20 protein-coding genes are annotated in these 20,815 nt (G+C 71.0%); 13 read left to right on the plus strand and 7 right to left on the minus strand.

Going from position 1 to position 20,815, the window contains the following annotated elements; translation table 11 throughout:
* Positions 1 to 90 precede the first annotated feature (90 nt).
* The 3 genes from RVR_RS37525 to RVR_RS13535 are packed head-to-tail and all read right to left on the minus strand — an operon-like array spanning position 91 to position 1,458.
* Positions 91 to 474 (minus strand): HAD-IA family hydrolase, encoded by a 384-nt coding sequence (locus tag RVR_RS37525; protein ID WP_272933078.1) that lies wholly within the window; start codon positions 472 to 474, stop codon positions 91 to 93.
* Positions 475 to 519: 45 nt separating this feature from the next.
* A complete protein-coding gene (locus RVR_RS37530) occupies positions 520 to 708 on the minus strand; it encodes a hypothetical protein (protein ID WP_237404719.1) in 189 nt (62 codons plus the stop codon).
* A 51-nt stretch (positions 709 to 759) separates the two neighbouring features.
* On the minus strand, positions 760 to 1,458 hold the full coding sequence (locus RVR_RS13535) for an HAD family hydrolase (RefSeq protein ID WP_202234092.1): 699 nt from the start codon (positions 1,456 to 1,458) through the stop codon (positions 760 to 762).
* Positions 1,459 to 1,579: 121 nt separating this feature from the next.
* Here RVR_RS13535 and RVR_RS13540 point away from each other — a divergent pair, with 121 nt between their 5' ends.
* From RVR_RS13540 to RVR_RS13570, 7 genes are all read left to right on the plus strand, one after another.
* Positions 1,580 to 2,776, plus strand: a complete 1,197-nt coding sequence (locus RVR_RS13540) for a helix-turn-helix domain-containing protein (protein ID WP_202234093.1) — start codon at positions 1,580 to 1,582, stop codon at positions 2,774 to 2,776.
* Positions 2,777 to 2,872: 96 nt separating this feature from the next.
* Positions 2,873 to 3,244 carry a hypothetical protein gene (locus RVR_RS13545; RefSeq protein WP_202234094.1) on the plus strand — a complete coding sequence of 124 codons (372 nt, stop codon included), beginning with the start codon at positions 2,873 to 2,875 and terminating at the stop codon, positions 3,242 to 3,244.
* Positions 3,241 to 3,759, plus strand: a complete 519-nt coding sequence (locus RVR_RS13550; RefSeq protein WP_237404720.1) for an ATP-binding protein — start codon at positions 3,241 to 3,243, stop codon at positions 3,757 to 3,759. Before RVR_RS13545 ends, RVR_RS13550 begins: the two co-directional genes overlap by 4 nt.
* Before the next feature lie 256 nt (positions 3,760 to 4,015).
* Positions 4,016 to 4,522 (plus strand): hypothetical protein, encoded by a 507-nt coding sequence (locus RVR_RS13555; RefSeq protein WP_202234095.1) that lies wholly within the window; start codon positions 4,016 to 4,018, stop codon positions 4,520 to 4,522.
* Positions 4,519 to 5,040, plus strand: a complete 522-nt coding sequence (locus RVR_RS13560; RefSeq protein ID WP_202234096.1) for a DUF6907 domain-containing protein — start codon at positions 4,519 to 4,521, stop codon at positions 5,038 to 5,040. The genes RVR_RS13555 and RVR_RS13560 overlap by 4 nt, the downstream gene beginning before the upstream one ends.
* Positions 5,037 to 5,957, plus strand: coding sequence for a helix-turn-helix domain-containing protein (locus RVR_RS13565; RefSeq protein WP_202234097.1), 921 nt, complete (start codon positions 5,037 to 5,039; stop codon positions 5,955 to 5,957). The genes RVR_RS13560 and RVR_RS13565 overlap by 4 nt, the downstream gene beginning before the upstream one ends.
* Before the next feature lie 37 nt (positions 5,958 to 5,994).
* A complete protein-coding gene (locus tag RVR_RS13570; RefSeq protein ID WP_202234098.1) occupies positions 5,995 to 6,522 on the plus strand; it encodes a DUF6907 domain-containing protein in 528 nt (175 codons plus the stop codon).
* 508 nt (positions 6,523 to 7,030) lie between these two features.
* On the opposite strand, the gene RVR_RS13575 is transcribed toward RVR_RS13570, so the two are convergent.
* The 3 genes from RVR_RS13575 to RVR_RS13585 all read right to left on the minus strand — a co-directional run bounded on the left by RVR_RS13575 (position 7,031) and on the right by RVR_RS13585 (position 11,076).
* Complete coding sequence (locus RVR_RS13575) at positions 7,031 to 9,874, minus strand: caspase, EACC1-associated type (RefSeq protein ID WP_202234099.1); 2,844 nt, start codon at positions 9,872 to 9,874, stop codon at positions 7,031 to 7,033.
* Between the two features lie 5 nt (positions 9,875 to 9,879).
* Positions 9,880 to 10,275: an effector-associated constant component EACC1 gene (locus tag RVR_RS13580; protein WP_202234100.1), complete on the minus strand. Its 396-nt coding sequence runs from the start codon at positions 10,273 to 10,275 to the stop codon at positions 9,880 to 9,882.
* Positions 10,276 to 10,407: 132 nt separating this feature from the next.
* The gene (locus RVR_RS13585) at positions 10,408 to 11,076 is read right to left on the minus strand and encodes a class I SAM-dependent methyltransferase (protein WP_202234101.1); all 669 of its coding nucleotides are present in this window, start codon (positions 11,074 to 11,076) and stop codon (positions 10,408 to 10,410) included.
* A gap of 418 nt (positions 11,077 to 11,494) precedes the next feature.
* Between RVR_RS13585 and RVR_RS13590 the strand changes: the two genes are divergently transcribed.
* Complete coding sequence (locus RVR_RS13590; RefSeq protein ID WP_202234102.1) at positions 11,495 to 12,883, plus strand: alpha-amylase; 1,389 nt, start codon at positions 11,495 to 11,497, stop codon at positions 12,881 to 12,883.
* A 211-nt stretch (positions 12,884 to 13,094) separates the two neighbouring features.
* On the opposite strand, the gene RVR_RS13595 is transcribed toward RVR_RS13590, so the two are convergent.
* On the minus strand, positions 13,095 to 13,361 hold the full coding sequence (locus RVR_RS13595) for a DeoR family transcriptional regulator (RefSeq protein ID WP_202234103.1): 267 nt from the start codon (positions 13,359 to 13,361) through the stop codon (positions 13,095 to 13,097).
* Positions 13,362 to 13,954: 593 nt separating this feature from the next.
* Between RVR_RS13595 and RVR_RS13600 the strand changes: the two genes are divergently transcribed.
* From RVR_RS13600 to RVR_RS13620, 5 genes are all read left to right on the plus strand, one after another.
* Complete coding sequence (locus RVR_RS13600; protein WP_430393232.1) at positions 13,955 to 14,800, plus strand: carbohydrate ABC transporter permease; 846 nt, start codon at positions 13,955 to 13,957, stop codon at positions 14,798 to 14,800.
* Between the two features lie 11 nt (positions 14,801 to 14,811).
* The gene (locus RVR_RS13605; RefSeq protein ID WP_202234105.1) at positions 14,812 to 15,708 is read left to right on the plus strand and encodes a carbohydrate ABC transporter permease; all 897 of its coding nucleotides are present in this window, start codon (positions 14,812 to 14,814) and stop codon (positions 15,706 to 15,708) included.
* A gap of 17 nt (positions 15,709 to 15,725) precedes the next feature.
* Entirely contained in the window at positions 15,726 to 17,078 is a 1,353-nt protein-coding gene (locus RVR_RS13610) for an ABC transporter substrate-binding protein (protein WP_202234106.1), read from the plus strand.
* A 154-nt stretch (positions 17,079 to 17,232) separates the two neighbouring features.
* A complete protein-coding gene (locus RVR_RS13615; RefSeq protein WP_202234107.1) occupies positions 17,233 to 18,708 on the plus strand; it encodes a glycoside hydrolase family 36 protein in 1,476 nt (491 codons plus the stop codon).
* 95 nt (positions 18,709 to 18,803) lie between these two features.
* Positions 18,804 to 20,789: a carbohydrate-binding protein gene (locus tag RVR_RS13620; protein ID WP_202234108.1), complete on the plus strand. Its 1,986-nt coding sequence runs from the start codon at positions 18,804 to 18,806 to the stop codon at positions 20,787 to 20,789.
* Positions 20,790 to 20,815 lie beyond the last annotated feature (26 nt).

A 20,815-nucleotide genomic window follows, 5' to 3' on the forward strand; every position in this document is an offset into this window, starting at 1 on the left:
GCCGGAACATCTCCATGCCGGCTACCCGCCTACCGACAGCTGTCGCGACCCTGCGGACCTCGACGCTCCAAGACGAGCCACGATTGGGCACTACGCCGCGAGTCGATCCAGAAGAGCGTCGAGTTGGCGCACGGTTTCGTCGGGATCGGTGTGGTGGATCGTGGTGATGCCGAGGGCCTCGGCCGGGGGCAGGTTCTGGGCGTGGTCGTCGACGAACACGCACTCCGGGCCGGTCAGTTCGAGGGCGTTCAGGGTGCGTTCGTAGATGAGCGTGGAGGGCTTTCGGACGCCCTCCAGTTCGGAGAGGACCACCGCGTCGAAGCCGTCCAGCATGCCGAGTTCGGCGTAGGGGTTGAAGGGTTCCAGGCCGAAGCTGTTCGAGAGCATGGCGACCTTGATGCCGGCCGTGCGGGCGCGCTCGACGGCGTCGATGATCACGGCTTCTGGGCGGAGGTTGGCCAGGGCGCGCCGCATCAGGTCGGTGGGGTCGATGCCTAGGATCGTGCCGATCGTCTGGTTTCAGTCCTCCTGGGTGGCGCGGCCGACTTCGAGGTCGGCGTAGACCCGGACGCCTTCGGGGTGGTCGTTGAGAGCGGCGAAATACGCGCCCGGCACCAGCCCTTCGGACTTCTCGAAGGCTTGTCCGTTGAGCCGCATCCGGGTGGTGAGGACACCGCCGAAGTCGAGGATCAGTCCGCGGTAGGACACGGCGGCTCCTTGAGTGATGGGCGCGATCGGGGGACAGCGGGAAATGCCGTTTCAGGCGGCCGTCACCCAATGGGCGATCTGCTCGGCGTCACGAAGATCCGACACGACACGTGATGCTCCGGCCGCCCGCAGGTCTTCGGCGGAGAACCGGCCGGAGGCGACAGCGATAAGAGGCACACCGACTTCAAGGGCCGCCGAGACGTCGGCGGGAGTATCGCCGATGACGACCGCATCTTGCGGCGTCAGATCCCGGCCCAGGTGCTCCGTTGCTCGCCGGAGTGCGACGCGGACGAGGTCCGCTCGTTCGTCGGCGTCTTCGCCGTAGGCGCCGCACTCCCACACGATATGGCGATCCAGTCCGAACACGTTGAGCTTGATCTTGGCGACGGCTCGGACGTTTCCGCTGACGACGGTCTGGGTCACGTCGGGGGTTCGGGCGAGGCGGTCGAGGACGGCTGCCGCACCGGCGAGGCCGTGGCCACGAGCGCGCAGTTCCTCCGAGCTTTCCACGTGTGCAGCGGTGAGCGCCTCGGCGAACTTCTCGAAGTCATCCCGCGTGGTGGTCAGCCCGTGCAGCTTGGAGGTCTCCCGGAAGATCACGGCTTCCGTGATTCCATCGATGGTCGCCTGTTCCCTCATGGGTATGCCGGTGGTGCGCTCGAACGCCCGCGCGGAAAGCTCCCGCCCCACGCCGCCGGTGTCGATCAGGGTGTGGTCGACATCCCAGAGCACGACCCGGCGAACTGCCATGGAGGGCACCTTCCTTGAAGTGGCTGCGATCTACGGTCAGCCTGCCACAGGGTCGGCGGAACCCGCACGATACCGGTCACCATGCGGCTACGCTCGGTCCATCAGAGCGTAGGGGGCACCCTTGGACCCGGACTTTCTCGTCGGGCAACGCATCCGCGACCACCGCCAGCAGCGGGGCCGTTCCCAGGCGGTCGTTGCCGGATTGTGTGGCATCACCGAGGACTATCTCTCGCGCATCGAGCGCGGGGTCAAGACTCCGACGCTGCATGTCCTGATCAAGATCTCACGTGAGTTGCGCGTGCCCGTGGCCGTCCTCGTCGGCGACACGTCACCAGCCGAACCCCCGCCGTCGTCCACGCCTCCCATGGCGAAGGAGGTCACCCAAGCGCTTCTCGTCAGTTCCGCCGTCACGACCAGCGCGCCGGCCCCGGCAGCGCTCCGTAAGCGGGTCAACGCTGCCTGGTCGATCTGGCAGAGGAGCCCGCGACGCTTCACCGAAGCGGCCGTCGTACTCCCGAGCTTGATCGCCGACACCGAAGCAGCCTTGCGCACCTCGTACACCGAGGCCGAGTGCGGCGCGTTGCGTGAAGCGCAACGGTGCGCTGCCGATCTGTACTTCCTCCTGCGCTCCTACTGCCGACGGGCAGGACGAACCGACCTCTCCCTCCTTGTTGCCGACCGCGGCAGGAAAGCGGCCGAGGCGGCCGACGACCCGATTCGCATCGCCGCGGCCACGTGGAACCTGGGGCACATCCTGCTCGGTACCGACGAACCCGAAGAGGCAGCCGACGTCGTTCTGCGCGGGCTTGGCCAACTGGGTGAACCCCGGACCGTGGAGGCCACGGCTATGGCAGGCGCCCTTGAACTGGTGGGAGTTGTCGCCGAGAGCCGTCTCGGCCTCCGCTGGGAGGCTCGCGAGCGCCTTCAGAGCAAGGCCGGGCAGCATGCGGACCGCGTCGGCGACGGCAACATCATGCGCACGGTCTTCGGTCCCACGAACGTGGCCCTGCACGCCATGTCGCTGGACATGGAGGCCGGCGAGTCCACGGAAGCCCTGCACCTGGCCGACACGGTGGACACCGACCTTCTGCCACTGGAACGCCAGTTCACCTTCCTCCTGGAGGTCGCGCGCTGCCACGACCTGAGGAAGGAGGACGCAGCCGTCCTCGTACGTCTGCTCGACCTGGAGACACTCGCACCGGAGGACTTGGCTCGCAGCCCACTCGGCATCCAGATGGTGAAGGACCTACGCCGGCGCGTCCGTCCGACCTACCGGAAACAGGTCTCCGACCTCGCCGAGCGCGTCGGCATCGACTAACCACCCGGACCAGGGGTCCTACCGGACTGACAGTCCGGGTACTCGCCGCTCCGCCTCCCTAACGTCGCTGGCACACATCGCGACAAGGAGCGGAACATGCGAGCCTCAACCATGGCGAGCGACACGGTGCGTGTCCCGCGCGTCACGGGCTTGGCCGTCCTCAAGCACCTCTGCCTGCCCGGCTCCGTCCTGGTCGACCCCCGCGCGAAGGCCCTCTACTTCTTCGTGCCCTCCGGAACGGCCTCCACGTGGTCCTTCCCCGGCGTCGACGTTCGTCCAGCGGCCGCACTGCCGTTGCCTCCTCCCACACGCAACGGGCCTCCGGGAGCGTACTGGCTGACCGCTGCGACGCACGGGCCTCGTTGTCTCCGGCCCGTCGAACTCCTCGCCGCGATCAGGTCGGCGCTGTGCCCGGACGACGTACTCAACTCCCGTTCGGCCGAGCTTCGGGCCGGTGACTGCGGATGACCCCGATCAACACCCACCGTCGTTCCGCTCCGGCACAGGTAGCCAAACGATCCCAGTACGTCGACGACATGACGTTGGCGATCGAGCGGCTGGCCGACCGAGAGCGCATGCCGTCACCGTGTGCGATCTGGGTCGGGAACCTCCGGCGGATCGGGGCACATCGGCTCAGCGCCCACGGCTTGTCGTCACTCGTGGACAACGCGGAGCTGCTCATTAGCGAACTGGTGACGAACGCTCTCCAGCACGGCGCCGGGGAGCGGATCGTGTTCCACCTCGTGATCACCGAGGACATGGTGGTGATCGAGGTGGACGACGGCTCGCCCTGCCGGCCCGTCGTCCGTTCGGCCGGCGACTTCGAGGAAAGCGGACGCGGCATGCTGCTCGTCAGCGCGCTTGCCGACTCCTGGGGCGTCAGCACCGACGGGACACGGACGTGGTGCACCCTCGCCACTCCGGCTTCCGCGCGAAGGAGCCGCCCCCGCGCCTGTCTCAGACAGACACCCGAGCCACCGTAGCCACCTTGAACTCCGCTCCAGCGGCATGCCCGCAGGCGTCACCCACGTCGCCGTACGCACTCCCATCCCCGTACGGGCGGCAGCGGGCACCTGTGCCGCGGGAGCGGCCCCTTCCCCGCTCCGGCCACGCCGAGTCAAGCAGGCATCCACGCCCCCAACTCCCCGCGGGCGTGACGGACTCACGGCACCAGCCCGTGGCCGGAGCGGGCCCCACCCAACCCCCGTTCGCAGCGATCCGACGAAGGAGTCGATCCGGATGCCCAGCCGTCACCCGCGCGGCTTCACCTGCGGCCGACGCTCCTTCGTGCCGCCCCGCCTCCTCACCGCGGCCCTGCGCGTGGCCAACGCCGCTTCACCCGCGTGGGACGGGCTGGCGTACATGGCGGAGGACGCGGCGACGCTGCTGGTCTGCACGCTCCAGGCTCACCGCGGGCCCGTGCACCGAAGTGTGGTGCTGAATCTGCGCGGTCCGGTCGCCGGCACCGTCTGGGCCGCCTGGCGCGACGGCATCGAGCCCTACCTCGCCGTCCTACTCCCCGACTGCCCCGTCACCACCGCCGACGGTGACGAGGCATGCAGCGAGTTCGCCAGGCACCCCGACGCCCATAGCTGGGAGTTGGCCGACCCGGCCCTGCCGCCCTCTCTCCTCGCGCTCTTCGGTCCGCTCCTCGCCGAGCAAGACCGGCCGCCCGACGGACGCGTGCTCGACGCCACCACCCGATTCCACCGCCCCACCACGAACAGGAAGAACCCCGCACAATGAAGCCCACGGTCCCCTCGCCCGCCGCTTTACCTGCCACCGAGTCGTACGGCACTGCCCGCTCGGTGCGGCAGTGGGCGATCACCACGACCACCGGAGAGCAGATCACCGGCTACCTGCCGCCCTGGGCCGCCGAGGACCCCAGCGAACAGGACGTACCGCCGCAGAAGTTGGCCGCGCGGCTTGCCGACGTCTGCCACTACAAGGAGTTCCCGGGGCAGGTCCTGCGCGCGTACTCGCCGGGCAACGTGACGGACGAGCCGGAGGAGTTGGAGGTCATGTCCTCCAGCATCACCTGCACGCCCTACGCCCCGGCTCCCGAACTGGCCCTCCCGGTCGCCACGGTGCGGGTCGCCGGCGAGTACTGGATGACCGACCTCGACCCGACGGGAGTGGCGAACCTGGTCGCGGGCCTGCGCGCGGTGGCCGACCGCCTCGACCACGTCGTCATCCCCCAGCTCAACGACATCCGCGCCGACTGGACCACCCACCACACCTCCGGGGCGGGGGCCCGCCCGTGAGCACCGACACCACACCCGCCGACGCGGACCGCGAGAGCACCAGCACCAGCACCAGCACCAGCACCAGCACCAGCACCAGCACCAACCAACTCGCCCGCATCGCAGCGTCGTTCGCGGCCGGTCAGGTCAGCGCCCGCGCCCTGTACGCCCACCACCTCGCGTTCCTCCGCGAGAAAGCCGGCCTCTCCCTCCAGGGACTGGCCGACCAGTGCCACTACGAACAGTCCTACCTCCACCGCCTGGAAACCGGCGGCCGCCTCGGCACCCTCACCGTCGCCCAAGCCCTCGACCGCTACTACGGCACCGGCACCCTCCTCGCCGGACTGTGGCGCCTGGCCAAACGGGAAGCCAAACGCGCGGCCGGCGGACTCACCGCCCTGGAAGCCGCCGCGACCAGCATCCAGGAATACGCCCTCACCACCATCCCCGCCCTCCTTCAGACGCCCGCCTACGCCGAGGAGCAGTTCGTCACCACCAGCCCGCAGTCGCCGGAGGTCCTGGCTGCGCAGATCGACGCGCTCCGCGAACGGCACGACCGCCTCACCGAGAGCACACCTCACCCGGTCCGCTACCGCGCCGTCCTTGACGAGTTGGTCCTCCACCGCGGCGCCCGCAGCCAGGCGACCTGGGACGGCCAACTCGACCACCTCATCGCCACAGCCCACGAGCCCGCAGTCACCCTTCAACTCCTCCCCCTGCACGCAGGCCCCCACGACCTACGCGGCCCCCTCCAACTGCTGTCCTTCCGCACCCGCAGCCCCCTCGCCTACGCACACGGCACCCTCACCGACCACCTCACCGACGACCCCGACGACGTCGAGGAACTCAGCCGCCAGTACGACCAACTGCGCGATGTCGCTCTCACCCCCGCGCAGACCATCGAACACCTCCACACCCTCCGCACCACCACCCGCTGACCCACCAACCCACACCACCACCCAGGAGCCACCCCACATGAGCCCCACCACCCTGCTCACCAAGCCCGACCCCACCACACGGCCACCGGAACCGACCCCGCCCTGCACCTGGACGATCACCACCGTCGAGGGAATCACCCTCACCGGCCACCAGCCCGACTGGTCCATGGACGACCCCAGCCAGACCGGCATGACACTGGACCAGGCCGTGAATTACCTGCGCGAACACGCCCACTACACGATGCTCCCCGTCGACCCCGTCCTCCCGCCCGCCACCCTCGACATCAACGGCACCCGCTACCGCGAGTCCACCAGCGCGATGTTCGCCGCCCAGATCGCCTGCCACCCCTACACCCCGCAGCAACACCAACGCACGCCCACCGCCAGCCTCACCATCGTCGAAGAGTGGGACTTCGAGAACCTCACCCCCACCGACCTCGCCCGCTTCGCCACCCAAATCCGCACCCAGGCCGACTACTTCGAGAACACCGTCCTCCCCGAACTGACCACCGCCCGCGAGGACTGGATCTTGTATACAGGGGGAGGGGCTGCCGGTGCGCCGTAACCCTCCACCTGCGCACTGGCGAACTCGATCCGCCGTCGACAGGTGAGGTCTTCTCCCGTCACTCATCCGGATAAGCAACATGCCGGTGCCGATGGGGCCCGTGCCCAAGGGCATCAGGCCCAGATGCTCCAGACACTGGCCGCAGTTGAGAGCACCACACCCCCGACCGTAAGCGCCGCCGGCCAGCCCAAACCCGACACAGCCTGTTCGAGAGACCAAGAGTCCGAGCGCGACCGGAACGGACCCACCCGAGCGTGAGCATTGCGTGAGCGGACGGTCCGGCAACGTCTGGTGGGGGCCGGACCCCGCGACCCGCTGGGTGGTGCTGGCCAGCAAGGCCAGCACCACCCAGCACGGTCAAACACCCGGGATCATGAACCCCGTCGCTCTCCTAAAGCCGGTGTCGCAGGTTCGAATCCTGCCTGGGGCACGTTTCGCGTCCGTGGCGGGTCCCTGTGACCGTGGTCTGGTCGCGGGGCCGCGTTCGGGGGGCGCGGGTACGGGGTGGTCAGTCGGGGGCCGGGGCGAGGCCGCGTCGCCGGAGCATCGGGAAGTACGACGTGCTCGGCGGGGGCTCCAGCCCGAGGGACGCCGCGAGCTTCTTCGCGCGGCCGCCGCCGAGCCGGACGGCGTAGCAGCGCAGCGCGTACGCGGCGTCGTCGGGGAAGCCCGCGGCGTGCAGGCCGGTGACCGTCTCGACCAGGTGCCCGATGTCGTCCCACCCGCCCCCCTTGATCACGGCGCGGGCGGCGCCGCCCAGGTCCCTCCGGCAGAGCGACACCGTCAGTTCCAGCCGCTGCCCGCTGTTCAGCCACGACGCGGCCGCCCGTCGCGCCAGGTACGCGACCGCCTCGTCCTGGCCGAGGACCTGCAAGGCCGCGAGGGTGAGCGCCAGGCCGCTGGAGGACCGCACGCGGTCGGCCACCGCCCGCAGGTCGCCCTTGCCGAACGCGGGGACCCGCCCGCCGGCCGGAACACCGCGGTCGCGCATGTAGGCGCGCAGCACGAGGGCCTCGGGGATCCTCGCCCGTTCCATCCGCGCGAGCCACGCGGTGAGGTGCCCCGCACCGACGCGGGCTCCGCAGGCGAACAGCGTGACGAGGTCCTGGGGACTTCCGTCGGCCCGCAGTTGCTCCAGCACCTCGGTGAAGGCCGGGTCGGAGAGGGTGCCGAGCGGCGTGAAGACCGCGTCGTGGCGGCCGTCGGCCAGGAACGGCTCCCTCAGCAGCGCGAGCCGCGCCGGCGCCGGCCGGCCGGCGATCACCGTGAGCAGCCGGTCGCGGTCGCGGGTGCTGCCGCCCGTCTCCAGCCGTTCCAGCAGTCGCGCGACCTCGGGCGCGGGCAACCGGCCGGCCTCGTCGAGCAGGGCGTTGGCGTCCATGGGCCGGCCCATCTCGCGCAGCCCCGCCATGAAGTCCACGACGGCCTCGGCCGGACCGGCCGCGGTCGCCGTCGACAGCAGCAGGACGGAGTCCTCGCCGTGGCCCTGGCGGTACAGCGCCTCGGCGAGCGCGAGCGTGTCCGCCGGCGGCAGCGTCGAGGCGGCGCGCCCCAGCACGGTGGAGGCGTACGGGCCGAGGCCCGACGAGCGCAGTTCCGCGCAGAGCCCGGTGACGGCCTGCCGGGCCGAGGGCGCGAGGGGCGCCGTCGGGGGAAGGGTGCCGGCGATCCACCGTTCGAGCACCGTGGTGGCGTCGTCGTCTCGTCCCGCGTCGTGCATCCCCTTCAGGAGCTGGACGAGGGCTGGCAGCGGACGGCGTACCACCGCCTCCTGGAAGCGGAGGTAGAGGGCGAAGGCCCGGTCCTGGCGGCCGATGGACAGGAGTGCGTCGGCCAGCCGCCCCGACTCCTCCGGGGAGTCCGCGACGGCTGCGGTGAGGACCCGGTCGGCCTCGGCCTCCAGGTCGGCGGACCACAGCGCGCCCGTCACCTCCAGGACGTCGTCGGTGCTCCGCAGCCGGTCGGTCCGGAGGGACAGCAGCCGGTCGGCCTCGGCGGTGCGTCCGGCCGAGCGCAGGGCCTTGTACGTGGCCGCGACGATGTCGACGGACTGGCCGGCGGCTTGGTGGAGGACGCGGTCGGCGGCGGCGGGCTCGTCGGCCAGGGCGTGCAGGGCGTCGAGGTAGCCGGCCACGGCCTGCGGGCCCCGGCCGGCCAGAGCCGCGTCCACCACGTCGGAGCCGCGGCGGTCCTGCTCCGCGTCGAGGAGCACCGCCAAGGTGGCCACTTCCTGGACCGGGCGGCGCGTCGCCCACTCCCGCAGCACCGCGTCGGCGGCGGCGTCGCCGACCACAGCCGCACCCGAACGCGACCCCGAACCCGCACCGCCGTTTCCGCCCGCACCTGCACCGCCGTCCCCACCCGCGCCCACATCGGTGGACCCACCCGCACCGGCGGACCCGCCCCCGCCCCCGCCCGCGGACACGGATGCGGACCTCAACCTGGCAGCCTCCCGGACGAGTTCGCGCGGTGTCCACGCCGGCCCTGCCGGCCCCACCGGCCCCACCGACCCCGCCGGCGCGTCGGGGCGGGTGAACTGGTCCGCGGCCCTCCGGCCCCCGCCTCCGGGGGCGGGCGCCGTCCCGGCCAGATGCCGGTTCCTGGCGAAAACCAGGGCGCGGCCGGTGTTGCTGAGTCGCTGCTGCGGCAACGGCCGCCCCTTGGAGCGGAGTTCGCCGTACAGGTGCTCGTAGACGTGGGTGGCCTCGATCAGTTCCCCGGCGCCGGGCAGGCCGTTCTCCAACAGCCGGATCAGCTCTCCGGTGAAGGCCGTGTAGGTCTCGCCCGGAGGAGACTGCGCCTGCCGGGTCGCGGAACTCGCGGTGAGGAGGTACGAGCCCGCGATCCGCGTCTGCTCGGCCATCTGCACCGCGGTGCCGACTCCGCCCATGCCGCCCGCGAACGCCCGTCCGCCGTAGCAGCAGTCCAGGATGACGACACGGTTGACGTCGCGCCGGGTGCCGAGCACCTCGCCGCGTACGGCGTCGAAGTCCAGTGCGGTGTAGGTGCGTTCGGGGTCGGTGCCGGGGAGGGCGAGCAGGAGGCCGTTGACGTCCGGGTGAGCGAGGCCGTGCCCGGCGAAGTACACCATCAGCGTGTCGTCGGCCCGCCCCGCCGCGTCGTGGATGGCGTCGAGGACCTCCTCGCGCGACGCCGGCTCGGGAATCAGGACGCAATGCCGCCTCGGCAGGCCCCAGATCGTGGTGTCGGCGAGCAACTCGGCGAGTCGTGCGAGGTTGTTGGCGACCGCGGGCAGGTCGTCGAGCGAGGCGTGGCCGTACCTGGCGGAGCCGATGAGGACCGCGTACGAGCGCTGCGGGTCGGCGAGTTCGGTGCCGGCGTGGGCTTCCATGCGCCCTACTCCGGTGTCCCGCCGGGAGGTTCGGAGGAGGGCGGCGGTTCCTGCGGAGCGACGAGTGCCGCCATGATGCGGCGCACCTCGTCGTCGGTGCCGTTGTCCACCGTGACGGACAGGCCGTCCGAGGGGCGCGAGAAGGTGAACGCCACGCCGCGCCGGCCGGCGGTCCGCGCCCGGCGCCAGGACCCGTACTGCGCCGCCAGGCTCGCCAGGGCCGTCGCGTCGGCGAGGACGACCTGGACGGCCTCCAGGGCTCCCATCGCGCCGGGGCGGCCGTCGGCGGCGTTCTCCAGGCGCACGACCTCGGGTCCGGCGTCGTCGTCCCTCAGCCAGCGGAAGAAGTCGAGTAACGCGGGGACACCGTCGTCGTCCGCCGCCCGGATCTCCACCTGCATCTGAACTCTCCGCCTCCTGCGCACCGCGGCTCCGGCTCGCCCGATGGTGCCACAGGCGCCCGGACGGCGCACCCGGTCCGACGGAGCCCCGTCACCCGGCGCCCCGGGGCGCACCCGGCCACCGGGCCCCGCTCACCCGGGCCGCCGGGCCATGACGACCAGTCCCGGGCCGACCTGTTCGTCCGCGGGAAGGCGGAGTTCGGCGACCGGGTGCAGCCCGGCCTGCTCGATCAGCCGCACATACGGTTCCGGCCGCCACTTGTGCGTCGTCCAGCGGACGGGGACGCCGCCGTACGCCTCGGTGCGCGGCGCGTCCTCGTCGCCGACGTGTGTCGCGGTGATGAGGTACCCGCCGGGCCTCAACGCGCGGGCGAAGTGGGCCAGGACCTGGGGAAGGACCTGCCGCGGCAGGTTGAACAGCGACCACCACCCGAGCACCCCGCCCAACGACGCGTCCGCCAGGTCGAGTTCGGTGGCGGAGCAGACGTCGAAGCGGCACCGCGGGTGCAGGCGGCGGGCGTTCTCGATCATCCGGGGGGACAGGTCCACCCCGCGGACGTCGAGGCCGCGTTCGGCGAGGTAGCCGGTGACCGTGCCGGGCCCGCAGCCGACGTCCAGGACGGGGCCGAGTTCGCCCACGGAATCGGCGAAGGCGTCGATCGACGCCTTCAGCCACGGGTGGCGGCGGATGTCGCCGAGTCCCGTCGTGAGCACCATGTGGGCGTAGTTGTCCGCCACCCGGTCGTAGGACTCCCGCACCGTGTCGAGGTCGGCCGGGCGGTCGATGTGGTGTGCGCGCATCGGGCAACGATAGGGCGGTGCCGCGGCCCTGCCCCGGTCGCCCGCCGACTCCCCGACCCGGCGTCCGCCGACCCGCCGCCCCCGACCCGGCGCCCCCGCCCATGCCCGCAACTCGGCGCGCGGCACCGGGCACCCGCCGCCCGCCCGCCGCCCGGCGCGCGGCACCCGGCACCCGGCACCCGGCACCGGGCACCGGGCACCGGGCACCGGGCACCGGGCACCCACCGAACCCGCTGCAAGCCCTTTCGGCAAGCACCGGAAATCAGTTGTGTCATGGACATTGACGTGACTGGTGTGACAGCAGCAAGCTCCTGCGGGAGCCCGGCGGACCGGGCTCCCCTCTCGCCGGCGGCCTGGCGCGTGGCCGCCTTCACAGGGCACAGGGCACCCCTGTGCCCCTCGACTGAAGGAGCCGCCCATGAGATCCCGCATCCTCAACGGCGCCCTCGCCGCGGTGGTCGCCGCGGCGGGACTGCTGGCCGCCTCGCAGACGCCCGCGGGTGCGACCCCGCCGGGCACGAAGGACGTCACCGCGACCCTCTTCCAGTGGAACTACGGCAGCGTCGCCACCGCCTGCACCAACCAGCTCGGCCCGGCCGGGTACGGCTACGTCGAGGTCTCGCCGGCCACCGAGAACATCCAGGGCAGCCAGTGGTGGACCTCCTACCAGCCGGTCAGCTACACGTTGCAGAACCGCCTCGGCAACGAGTCGCAGTTCCGGTCCATGGTCAGCACCTGCCACGCGGCGGGCGTGAAGGTCGTCGCGGACGCCGTGATCAACCACATGTCCGCGGGGTCGGGCACGGGCACGGCCGGCACCGCGTACACCAAGTACAACTACCCCGGCACGTACGAGGACCAGGACTTCCACACCTGCCGGCAGGACATCAGCAACTACCAGGACCGCTCCAACGTCCAGACCTGCGAGCTGGTCGGACTGGCGGACCTCGACACCGGCAGCGACTACGTCCGCTCCACCATCGCCGGCTACCTCAACCACCTGCTGTCGCTGGGCGTCGACGGCTTCCGGATCGACGCCGCCAAGCACATCGCCGCGAGCGACCTGGCCGCGATCAAGGCCAAGCTCACCAATCCCAACGCCTACTGGGCGCAGGAGGTGATCTACGGCGCCGGCGAGGCCGTCCAGCCCACCGAGTACGAGGGCACCGGCGACGTGGACGAGTTCCAGGGCGCGTACGACCTGAAGCGGATCTTCACCTCCGAGAAGCTGGCGTACCTCAGCCAGTGGGGCGAGTCGTGGGGCGCCGGCTACCTGCCCGGCGCCAAGGCCCGTACGTTCGTGGACAACTGGGACACCGAGCGCAACGGCTCCACCCTCAGCTACAAGAACAACGCCACCTACACCCTGGCCAACGTCTTCCTGCTGGCGTGGCCGTACGGCTCGCCGAACGTCTACTCCGGCTACGAGTTCTCCGACACCGACGCCGGGCCGCCGAACAACGGCCAGGTCAACGCCTGTTACAGCGACGGCTGGAAGTGCCAGCATGCCTGGCCGCAGATCGCGAACATGGTCGGCTTCCACAACGCCGTGGCCGGCACGGCCGTCACCGACTGGTGGGACGACGGCGGCAACGCCATCGCGTTCGGCCGCGGCAGCAAGGGCTTCGTGGCGATCAACCACGAGAGCGGCTCGCTCACGTCGACGTTCACCACCCCGCTGCCCGCCGGCAGGTACTGCGACGTGCAGCACACCGGCACGTCCTACACCGTCGGCTCCGACGGGAGGTTCACCGCGACGATCGGCTCCGACGACGCGGTCGCGCTGTACGCGGGGAAGACCTGCTGACGCTCCCCCGTTTCCGGGCCGCTCCCCCACCGGCGACCGCGCACCCGTGACCGCCCGACCGTGACCGGCCCGCGCCCGGCCGCCGCCCCGCACCCGGGGGCGCGGCCGGGCGCCCGCGTTCCGGCACCCCGTACGGAAGCCGGCCCCGCGATCAGTGCGGCCGGCCCCATGGTCAGCGCGCCCGCCCCGCGGTCAGCGCTCCGCCCCATGGTCAGCGCGGCCGGCCGCCGCCGCGGACCCGCCGCAGCCGCCCCTCGTCGTGGAGCTGCCCGAGGTCGCGCCGGATCGTGACCGTCGAGACGCCGAGGCGCGCGGCCAGCCGGGAGGTCTCGACCGCGCGCTCCGCGGCCAGGATGGCCAGGATCGCGCGCTTGCGCTGGATCGGCAGCAGCGCCGGGCCCGGGCGGGCGTGCGGCCGGGGGTCGGGGGCGGGGTGGCGGCGGCCGCCGGCCGGGGCCGCGGCGCGGTGTTCGGACATCGGCTCGACTCTCATCCGGGGCACGGCAGACGCCCCGCAGGGAGCATCGATGGAAAGTTTTGGAAAGTCAAGGGCCGCGAACGGGTCCACCTCCGGCCCACCGAGCACCCCAGCGCGATCCGCGGCACACGCTTCGTGACGACCTGGGCGGGCGAGCGTGCGAGCGCACCGGCCGCTCACGGCCGAGCAACGGCCAAGCCGACCGCCACGTCCGCCCCGGTCGATGTCAGCCCGGTAAAGCACCAGCTCGGAAGCGTCCCACCACCACCCCCGGACACAGGCGCCCGCAGGGCCACACCACCGGCCGCGCAGCGCGGGCGACGCGTCCGCCCGCCACCAGCGCCTCGGCACGGCCGCGGCGATCGTTGCCGCCGCGAGCCTTGACAAGCCCGGGCGGAAGGTCGTTACTTCTCTCCAAGCGATGAGAAGAGAAAGTTATGGAAAGTCGTACTGAAGGAGTCCTCGTGGCCGGTGGTGCGTCGCAGACCCGCGAGCGGGCGGACACGGCGCGGGAGGCGCGAGCCGACGCCCCGGGCCGTACCGGGCGCAAACCGCGGCACGGACCCCGGCGCCGCGGGGACGGCCCGGTCGCGCTGCTGTTCCTCGCGCCGGTGCTGATCGGCTTCGCGGTGTTCTACGTGTACCCGGCGATCCGCGGTGCGTACTTCTCCACGACCGACTACAACCTGCTCTCCAGCCCGCACGGGGTGGGCGCGGCCAACTACTCGCGGCTGCTGCACGACCCGCTGTTCTGGAACTCGCTGAAGGTCAGCGCCTACTACGTGGTGCTCAACGTCGGCGGCCAGACGGTGCTGGCGGTGGTGCTGGCCGGGCTGATGTTCCGGCTGACCCGGTCGGTGGCGATCCGCGTGATGCTGCTGCTGCCCTGGCTGGTGCCGAACGTCACCGTGGGACTGCTCTTCCTGTGGCTGTTCGACGCCGACCTCGGCCTGGTCAACCACGTGCTGGGCTCGGTGGGGATGAGCACCCACGGCTGGTTCACCTCGACCACCTGGGCCATGCCCACCATCGCGCTCACCAACACCTGGGCGTACACCGGCTACACCGCGCTGCTGCTGTACGCGGGCATGCTCCAGATCCCCGACCCGATCTACGAGGCCGCGCTGCTGGACGGCGCCGGCGAGATCCGGATGTTCTTCCGGCTCACCCTGCCGCTGATCCGGCCGGTGCTCGCGCTGGTGCTGGTGGTGTCGGTGATCGGCTCGTTCCAGATCTTCGACACGGTCGCCATCACGCCCAGTCCCGGCGGCCCGGTCAACTCCACCCGCGTCATCTACTACTACATCTACGAACTGGCCTTCAAACACTTCGAAATGGGCTACGCCAGCGCGGTCGCGATGACGCTGGTCCTCATCCTCGGCGTGCTGACCATGGTGCAGATGCGGCTGCTGCGCGCATCGCGCTCGGACCTGGCCTAGGAGGCCCGACGATGCCCCGACACCCCACCGCGCCGCGCCTGCACCCGGGCCGCGTGCTCGCCTGGACCGTGCTGGTCGTGGCCCTGCTGGTGACGGTCTTCCCGTTCTACTGGATGCTGCGCACCGCCCTCACCCCCGCGCACCAACTGCTCTCCGACAACACCGGGTTGTGGCCGCACCACGCCACGCTGATCAACTTCAAGCGGGTGATCGGCCTGACCAGCCTGGCGCAGAACCAGGCGGCCGGCGGCTCGGGAGCACAGCTGGACTTCCTGCTGTACCTGCGCAACTCGCTGATCTACTGCGCGCTGATCGCCACCGTCCAGACGTTCTGCTGCGCGATGGCCGGCTACGCGCTCGCCCGGCTGCGCTTCCGCGGGCGCGACCTGCTGTTCACCCTCTTCGTGCTGTCGCTGATGGTGCCGCCGATCTTCACGCTGCTGCCGAACTTCGCGCTGATGAAGAACCTCGGATGGCTCGGCTCGTTCGCCGGCATGGTCGCGCCGACGCTGCTGATGACGCCGTTCGCAGTGTTCTTCCTGCGCCAGTTCTTCCTGTCCATCCCGCGCGAGATCGAGGAGGCCGCCACCATCGACGGCGCGGGCAAGTGGACCCAGTTCTGGCAGGTGATCGTGCCGATGAGCCGCGGTCCGCTGTTCACCATCGGCCTGATCACCGCCGTCTGGGCCTGGAAGGACTACCTCTGGCCACTGCTGGTCGGCCCCGACCCCAGCACCCGGGTGCTCACCGCGGGGCTCGGGATCTTCCTCCAGCAGTCCCCGAACACCGCGCCCGACTGGACCGGGCTGATGGCCGCCTCGGTGCTGACCGTGGTCCCGGTGGCCCTGCTGTTGATCTTCTTCGGCAAGCGGCTGGTGGAGTCCATGAGCTTCACCGGTATCAAGTAGAAAAGGAACGATCCTCCATGAGACGCAACGTCCGCGTCGCGGTCGCCATCTTCGCCGCCGCCCTCCCCCTGACCCTGGCCGCCTGTTCCAGCGACTCGGCGAAGGCCGGCGGCCCGGTGACGCTCAACTACGCGCTGTGGGACAGCACCCAGCTTCCGGCCTACCAGGCGTGCGCCGCCGCCTTCACCAAGGCCAACCCCGACATCAAGGTCAAGATCACCCAGACCGCGTGGGGCCAGTACTGGACGAACCTCACCACCGAGATGACCGCGGGCAACGCGCCGGACGTCTTCACCGACCACGTCGCCTACTACCCGAACCTGGTCAAGAACAACCAGATCCTGGACATCTCGCAGCAGGTGGCCGCCGACCACGTCGACCTGTCCCAGTACCAGAGCGGCCTGGCCGACGCCTGGGTCAAGGACGGCAAGCGCTACGGCCTGCCCAAGGACTGGGACACCGAGGCGGTCGCGTACAACACCACGATGGCCGCGAAGGCCGGCTACACCGCCGCGGACCTGGCCAAGCTGACCTGGAACCCCGACGACGGCGGCACCTTCGAGAAGTTCATCGCCAAGATGACCGTCGACACCAGCGGCCGCAACGGCCTGGACCCGAAGTTCGACAAGAAGCACGTCAAGACCTACGGCATCGAGCTGACCTACGACGACGGCTCCACCGGGCAGAGCAGTTGGGGCAACCTCGCCGCCGAGGCGGGCTTCACCTTCCTGGACAAGAACCCGTTCGGCACCAAGTACCACTACGACGACCCGGCGCTGGCCAAGACCATCGACTGGATGGCGAGCCTGGCCAAGAAGGGCTACGCCCCGGCCTACGACAAGAACTCCAGCCTCGGCCCGGACGCGGTGCTCAACGCCGGCAAGGCCGCGATGACGATGACCGGTTCCTGGAACATCAACACCTACATGGGCTCGACCGCCACCCAGAAGTTCGCGTTCGCGCCGCTGCCGGTGGGCCCGCAGGGCCGCAAGACCTTCATCAACGGCCTGTCCGACGCCATCTACGCCGGCACCAAGCACCCCGACCAGGCGTGGCAGTGGGTGAAGTTCCTCGGCTCGACCGGCTGCCAGGACATCATCGCGTCCAAGGGCGTGGTCTTCCCGGCGATCAAGACCGACAGCGACAAGGCGCTCGCCACCCACCAGGCCGCCGGCCAGGACGTGAAGGTCTTCGTGGACGAGGCCACCGCGCCCGGCGGCACCTTCACCTACCCCATCACCGACCACGCCGACCAGGTCACCCAGGATGTCCAGACCGACCTGGAGCGGGTCTGGCTCGGCCAGTCCGACGCCACCAGCGCGTTGAAGAAGGCGCAGAAGGCCGTGGACGGGTACTTCTCCCAGCCCTGACCGCACCGCGGCGCCCGCCGGGCACGGCACCCCGCCGCCGCCCGCCGGCCCCGCCGCCGGCACCGATCCCCGCTGCCATGACGCACCCGTGACCGGGCCGGGGCCGCCGTCCCGACCACGGCGCCCCGGCCCTCCCCCGAAGTGAAGGGACACCATGCCCCACCTCTTGGACCTCGGTCCTCTGCACATCCCCGCGCAACTCGACGGCCCACCGGAGCCGGTCGACGGCGGTCTGCTGCTGCCGGCGGGCCGGGTGGCCCTGCTGCACGGCCTGCCGAACGCCCAGGTGTACCGCCACGGCTGGAACTCCTGGAGCCCGTCCGGCTGGCGGGCGATGGACGAGCCGCCGCTGCGCATCGCCAACCCGATCCGCCGCCTCACCGCCGACGACACCGTCTGGGACGAGGAGGGCCGGCACCACTCCGCCGCCGTGACCGCGCTGACCGCCGACGACGGCAACGTCCTGCTGCTCGGCTCGCTCGGCCTGGACGTACCGCGGCTGAGCGTGGACCGCGACACCGTCACCGGCTGGTACGAGCAGGCCGGCGCGCCCTGGTTCTGCGCCTACGGCCCGGAGCTCGAGGTCTTCGCCCGCTACGCCGAACTCCTCGGCGAGCGGCTGGGCCGCACCGGCCGGCGCGCGGGCAACGTCTGGTCGAGCTGGTACGCGTACTACGAGGACATCGACGAGCGCACCCTGCACGCGAACCTCGAAGGGCTGGCGGGGCTGCCGTTCGACGTGTTCCAGATCGACGACGGCTGGGAGCGGATGGTCGGCGACTGGGAGCCGAACACCAAGTTCCCCTCGGGCATGGCCGATCTGACCGCGCGGATCAACGACGCCGGGCTGACCGCGGGGCTGTGGATCGCGCCCTTCATCGCCCGGCCGGACGCACAGGTCGTCAAGGAGCGCCCGCACCTGTTCCTGTCCGACGCCGGCGGCAATCCGGTGCCCGCCGGCTACAACTGGGGCGGCCCGTACTACGCGTTGGACGTCACCCTGCCCGAGGCGCGCGACCACCTGCGGCGGACCGTCGAGACCGTGGTCGGCTGGGGGTTCCGCTACCTCAAGCTGGACTTCGTCAACGCCGCCGCCATCACCGCGCGGCGCCACGACCCGGCGGTCGGGCGCGAGAGCGCCTACCGCGACGCGATGCGGCTGATCCGCGAGGCCGCCGGCGACGACGTCTACCTGCTCGGTTCGGGCGCGCCGGTGCTGCCGTCGCTGGGGGTGTGCGACGGCATCCGGGTCGGGCCGGACGTCGCCCCGTTCTGGACCAACTACGCCACCGAGGACCCCTCCGACGCGACCGCGCAGAACGCCCTGGTCGCCTCGGTGAACCGGCTCTGGCTCAAGGGGCTGGTCGAACTCGACCCCGACGCCGCCTACTTCCGGGACAAGCAGAGCCTGCTGACCGCCGCGCAGCGGCGGCTGCTGGTGGACCTCGCCCACGTCTGCGACTTCCGGGCCACCTCCGACCCGCCCGGCTGGCTCGGCAGCACCGAGCGCGCCGCGCTGGCGGACTTCCTCGGATCGCGGCCGGCGATCCGGCAGTTGGACCGCTACCGGTTCGAGATCGGGGCGCAGGAGGTGGACTTCACGGCGGCCGCGCTGCGCCGCGGCGACTGAGGGCCGTGATCCGACAGGGGGGTGATTCTTCCGGGGTCGGGCCGGATGGCACCACGCGTACCGTTCACTGCGATCGACCAACGGAGGTCGACACGATGCAACAACGCACCAGACCAACCGGGCTCACCCGGGCACGCCTGGCCATGGCGCTCGCGGCGCTCTTCGCGCTGCTGTCCGCGACCCTGGCCGGCACCCACGGCGCGTCGGCGGCCACGCCGGTCGCCGCGGGTGCCCCGGCCCGCCCCGCGGCGCCCGCCACCCCGGACCCGTCCCTGACCGACCACCAGCTCACGTACGCGGCGGGGCCGTTGGACAACCCCGACAAGGGCCTGGCCGTCTACTACAACGCGGGCACGAACCAGAACACCGGTTACCCGCACAGCCTGACCTGGAGCTACTTCCCGCTGTCCGCGGTGATGACCAACGCGAACGACTGCACCGCGCTGGACTGGACGCCGGTGGAGAAGATGCTCAACGAGACGGCGTCGTACGGGAACACCGCCGCGATCCGGTTCTACCTGGACTACCCCGACGGCAACCCGACCAACGGCATGCCCGCGTGCTGGAACGGCAAGGTGCCGACGAACAACGACACCTACTGGAACACCCAGAGCCCCGACTACAACAACGCGTTCCTGCTCAGCTCGTTGCAGCAGTTCATCGCGGCGTTCGGCGCGAAGTACGACGGCGACCCGCGGATCGGCTTCATCCAGATGGGCCTGATCGGCTACTGGGGCGAGTGGCACACCTGGCCGGAGAACGGCACCGGCGGCTACGCGGACTTCATGGCCACGGACGCGAACGCCGCGCTGATCATCAAGGCGTACGCGAACGCGTTCCACACCACCAAGGTCGAGGTCCGCTACCCGACGTCGGGCGGCGGCGCCGCGAACAACCTCGACGTCGGCTACCACGACGACTCGTTCTGCTACCGGGAGGGCAGCCCGCTGGCGGGCGTCACCCTGCCCCAGTCCATGGGCGGGGCGGACTACTCGCAGTTGCAGTACGCCCTGGACGAGGGGGTGGAGAACAAGTGGATCACCGACTCGATGGGCGGCGAGGTCCGGCCGGAGATCCAGGGCACGGTCTTCAACACCTGGGGCACCGGCGCGAACGGTGACAACGACGACATGAAGGCGTGCATCGAGATGGAGCACACCACCTGGAAGCTCGACCAGGCCAGCACCTCCTACGGCCCCACCGACCCGAACGTGGGGGCGGCGGTCCGGGAGATGGGCTACGACCTGACGGTGCCGGACGCGTACTACACCAACTCGGTGGCGGGCACCGCGAAGATCGGCGTGAAGATCTCCAACGACGGGGTGGCGCCCTTCTACCACCCCTGGACCGTACGGCTGGGCCTGAAGGACGCGTCGGGGAACGTGGTGAAGACCTGGAACACCTCCTGGGACCTGACCAAGGTGATGCCGCTGAAGATCCGCGCCTACCCGGACTGGAACAAGGGCTCCGACCCGACCTACCTGGACTACGGCTACCCGGACTACTTCGACACCAGCGTCGACACCTCGTCCGTGCCGTCCGGCTCCTACCAGCTCGTCATGGACGTGGTGAACCCGCTGTCGTCGGTGAGCGCGGCCGCCAAGCCGCTGCGGTTCGCCAACGCCACGCAGAACGCCGACGGCTGGCTCGGGCTCGGCTCCATCGCCGTGGGCACCGGCTCCACCGGCGGCGGCGGGAACGGCGGTGCCACCTCCTACGAGGCGGAGGCCGCCGCGAACACCCTGGCCGGCGGCGCGACCGTCGCCGACTGCACCGGCTGCTCCGGCGGCAAGAAGGTCGGATACGTCGGCAACGGCGGCACGCTGACGTTCAACGGCGTGGCCGGCGGGAGCGGCGGCACCACCAAGGTGACCATCGCGTACACCAGCGCGGTCGCCCGTACGCTCAGGATCAGCGCCGACGGCGGCAGTCCGGTCAGCGTGTCCGTCGCGCCGACCGCCGACTGGCAGACCACCGCGACCACCACCGCCACGCTCCACCTGAACGCGGGCGCCAACACCGTCACCCTCGCCAATCCGGGTGACTGGGCACCCGACATCGACCGCATCACGGTCGGCTGACCGGCCGGGGCGCCGGTCGCCCGGTC

It is taken from the genome of Streptomyces sp. SN-593 (assembly GCF_016756395.1).
In the GTDB taxonomy this organism is placed as follows: domain Bacteria; phylum Actinomycetota; class Actinomycetes; order Streptomycetales; family Streptomycetaceae; genus Actinacidiphila; species Actinacidiphila reveromycinica.